This window comes from Komagataeibacter nataicola, assembly GCF_003207795.1.
Taxonomy (GTDB): Bacteria; Pseudomonadota; Alphaproteobacteria; order Acetobacterales; family Acetobacteraceae; genus Komagataeibacter; species Komagataeibacter nataicola.
In genome coordinates, this window is record NZ_NIRT01000071.1 from 1 (window position 1) to 3,840 (window position 3,840).

Below are 3,840 nucleotides of genomic sequence, written 5' to 3' on the forward strand. Positions count from 1 at the left end.
CTCGCATACAACTGCAAAAGAATGGCACGGCTTCAGGCAGCATAAGCCGGGTCAGCCTCGGCGTTATCAGCCGCAAAATGCCCAACCCGACAGGCTGCTAGAAGGCGCTTTTGGATGCTGACAGGCAGCCGACTGCGACGACGTGCTTTCATGCGACATATAAAGCCTTTATTCGCTTACCTATGCCAGCCCCAAATATTTTATTTCACTTTTAAAAATTATTGATATTTGGTTTTTTTATTTAATTTTACTATTGTGTATTGTTATTTATAATAATAATTAAATCAGATCATAATAAACGAAAACACGGAATACTCAAACCGATTCCAGGTCAACGCATCAGGACAGAATTCTCATCTCTGACAGCTTCAATAACCATGTCTCACGACATGATTTGCGTGTCGATCAACCGCAAACGATTCTGGTCATGGCTCTGAATAGTTCGATTTTCAGGATCTGAACGCAATTGAGCACATCGCACTGTGCTCACGCATCAGACTGCATCAGGCGGCGGCCTGTTCAATAAGTCGGTTTTGCGCCCCGGATTATGACAGCATAAGGGTATCGATTAGCCTGCAAGCCTGTGGCTTCGTCAAAATATTGGGCCTGACATGGGTTGACCCTGGCAATGGTTCAGGCCAGCCAGTTCAAGGTGCTGTTCCAATCCGCTCCCGCGAACCGGCACCATGCTTACCGGGCTATCAACAACAGCGTGGGAGCGGTTACGGCCCACCATTCCGGCCCTGCCGCCGCCATTGATCTGCTGCGGATAACACATGGCATATCCGGCCATCGGGTGGTCATCGGGTCATCACACATCACCACCGGCACGGTGCAGGCCCGTTCAGGGCACGAAAAAGCACGGCCTGCATACAAAAACGCGACTGCGGAGCGGCAAATTCGACATGCCGCCCCGCAGTCACCAGAAAACAACCCGCCTGTTGTGGTCAGCCAACCGGGTTCAGGCCCGGCTCAGGGCGTTCCCCATCCACCACCACCGGGCGTTTCGATGGCAATCAGTTCATCCGCCTCCAGCGTGACGGATCCTTTACCGCCGACGATGTGCTCGGTCCCTTGCCGGTCGGTCATGATATTGCGCCCGACCGCGCCGTCCTTGCCCCCATGCAGTCCATAGGGGCTGAACGTGCGCCGGTCCGACTGGAACGAGACGCGCGCCTCGTGGCCGATAACCCGCAGCGACCGGGTCACGCCAGCGCCACCCCTGTGCTGCCCCTCTCCGCCGGAACCTTCGCGCAGTTCATAACATTCGACACGCAGCGGATAAGATATTTCCAGCGCCTCGATGGGGGTATTCATCGTATTGGTCATATTGACCTGCACGCCATCCATGCCGGCGCCGTGTGGCCGGCCGCCCTGACCGCCACATATTGTCTCGATATAGGTATAGGACTGCCCTGTTCTGGGGTCGACACCCCCGATGCTGACAAGGTTCATCGTGCCCTGACTGGCAGCGGGAATACGATCAGGGGCAATCTGGGCAAAGGCCCTGAGAACCGCATCGGTCACACGCTGCGTTGTTTCGGTATTGCCCGCGCACACGGCGGCCGGGGCCTGTGCATCGAGAAAGCTGCCCTTGGGAATGCGGATGTCAAGCAGGCGCAGCACACCCGCATTGGCAGGCAATGTGGCATCAACCAGCAGTTTGACGGCAAAAAACGTGGCTGACTGCGTCATCGGCGCCACCGCGTTGACGTTGCCCGCGCATTGCGGTGATGACCCCTCAAAATCGATCACCAGCCTGTCGGGCGCAACCGTGGCCCGCACGCATATCCTGACGGGATCGGTATTGGAGCCATCATTATCCAGAAAATCTTCCGCCTCATACACACCGGGCGTCATTTCAGCCAGACGGCGCAGCATCCGGCGCTCCGAATAGTCCAGGATGGCTGCAAATCCGCTGGCCAGCGTGGCATGGCCAAAGCGCTCGGCCACTTCCTCCAGGCGCGCAATGCCCACGCGCAACGCTGCAAGCTGTGCATTGAGGTCCCCGCGCCGCTCCTCGGGCGTGCGTACGTTACGCAGGAAAATAGCCTGAATATCTTCCTGCAGCACCCCAGCACGATAAAGTTTTACAGGCGGCAAGATGATGCCTTCCTGATAGATGCTGCGCGAGGCACCCGGCATCGAACCCGGTTCCATGCCGCCCACATCGGAATGATGGGCGCGCGTGGCAACGTAGGCTACGCAGGCGCCATCAATAAATACCGGTGCGAGCAGTGTGACATCAGGCAGATGGGCACCCGCCACAAACGGGTCATTGACCATGACGATATCACCATGATCAAGCGGCCCGCTCCGTGCCAGGATCGGTGCGACCGCGCGCATCATGGAACCAAGATGGACAGGCACATGCTCGGCCTGCGCAATAAGCTGCGCATGGCAATCGAACAGGGCGCAGGACGCATCCATCCGTTCCTTGATATTGGGAGAGAACGCGGTCAGCTTGAGTACCGCCCCCATTTCCTGGGCTACGGCTTCAAGCGCGTTGCGCAGCACCTCCAGGGTGATCGGGTCAATCGGGTTAGCCAGCGGGGCACTCACAGCGCGACCTCCACAATAATATTGCCTGATGGATGCACGACCGCACGGTCATCGGGATAGAGCACGGTCGTTGCCGATACCTCTTCAATAACCGCAGGCCCGACAATGACATTACCCGCGCAGAGATGTTCCCGATGATATACTGTTGCCGTATGGAATGCCCCCGCCTCGCCGGGCTGCGCGCCTTCAAAATAGATCGTCCGTTCCCCCCGGATCGCCTCTGGTCCGCACTGCTCGCCACCCGCAGGCAGGACCGGCAGGGCCGGTGCATCGATATGCCCGACCGCGGTCGCACCAAAGCCCACGATTTCAATCGGAGCCTGCGGGTCCGCATGCCCGAAGCGCTGGCGATGTGCTTCATGGAACTTTTCGGGCAGCGTATGCCACGCGGCCCGCAGGTCCCCTTCCAGAATGATCGACAGTTCGTAGCTCTGCCCCCGATACCTGACATCGGCGCGCAGTTCGATCGAACGCCGCGGCTCGGGCACGCTATCGGCTGCCAGAAGGGCGTTTCCACGTGCGCGCAGTTCCTCAAGGCGCGCGATGACCGTGTCCTCGGCCAGGTCGGCATGAGCTGCAATAAAGGTTTCGTTCACCTCATGCCTGAGATCGGAAACGAGTTGCCCCAGCGCGCACAGAATGCCCGGCGTGGGCGGAACCAGGATGGTCTTCATGCGCAGTTCACGCGCAACTGGCGCGCAATGCATGGGTCCCGCCCCACCAAAGGGAACCAGGGCAAAGCTGCGGGGGTCGTAACCACGTTCGACGGAGACGACACGGATGCCGCGCACGATATTGGCATGCGCCACACGCAGCACGCCTGCCGCCGCCTCGGCAATCGACAGCCCCATCGGTTCGGCCAGATGGACCCGGATGGCGGTCTCGGCCGCCTGCAGGTCCATGAGCATGTCACCACCCAGGCGGGTCTGGCTATCAAAACGGCCCAGAACGATATTGGCATCCGTTACGGTGGGCAGCGTCCCCCCACGCCCGTAACATGCGGGGCCGGGAATGGCTTCGGCACTCATGGGCCCCACACGCAGCGCCCCGCCCTCGTCAATCCAGGCGATGGAGCCACCACCCGCGCCAATGGCATTGATGTCAATGACCGGCAACCGGATGGGAACGGTCTCGAGCACCGCGGAACGGGTAATGGCAGGGCGCCCGTTGCGGATAAGGGAGATGGGGTGGTTGCCGTCCTCCCCGCACGGCATCGCAATGTGCCAGAATGGTCGTTGGAAGAAACGACTGCGCGAAAGGACGGCAGATGAAGGATAC

General features: G+C 59.3%; 2 protein-coding genes. Both read right to left on the reverse strand.

Annotation, left to right across the window (positions count from 1 at the left end; genetic code table 11):
• Positions 1-972: 972 nt before the first annotated feature.
• Positions 973-2,562 carry a hydantoinase B/oxoprolinase family protein gene (locus tag CDI09_RS17125; RefSeq protein WP_205836629.1) on the reverse strand — a complete coding sequence of 530 codons (1,590 nt, stop codon included), beginning with the start codon at positions 2,560-2,562 and terminating at the stop codon, positions 973-975.
• On the reverse strand, positions 2,559-3,840 hold a 1,282-nt coding region (locus tag CDI09_RS17130; RefSeq protein WP_146220945.1), incomplete at its 5' end, for a hydantoinase/oxoprolinase family protein. The genes CDI09_RS17130 and CDI09_RS17125, both read right to left, overlap by 4 nt.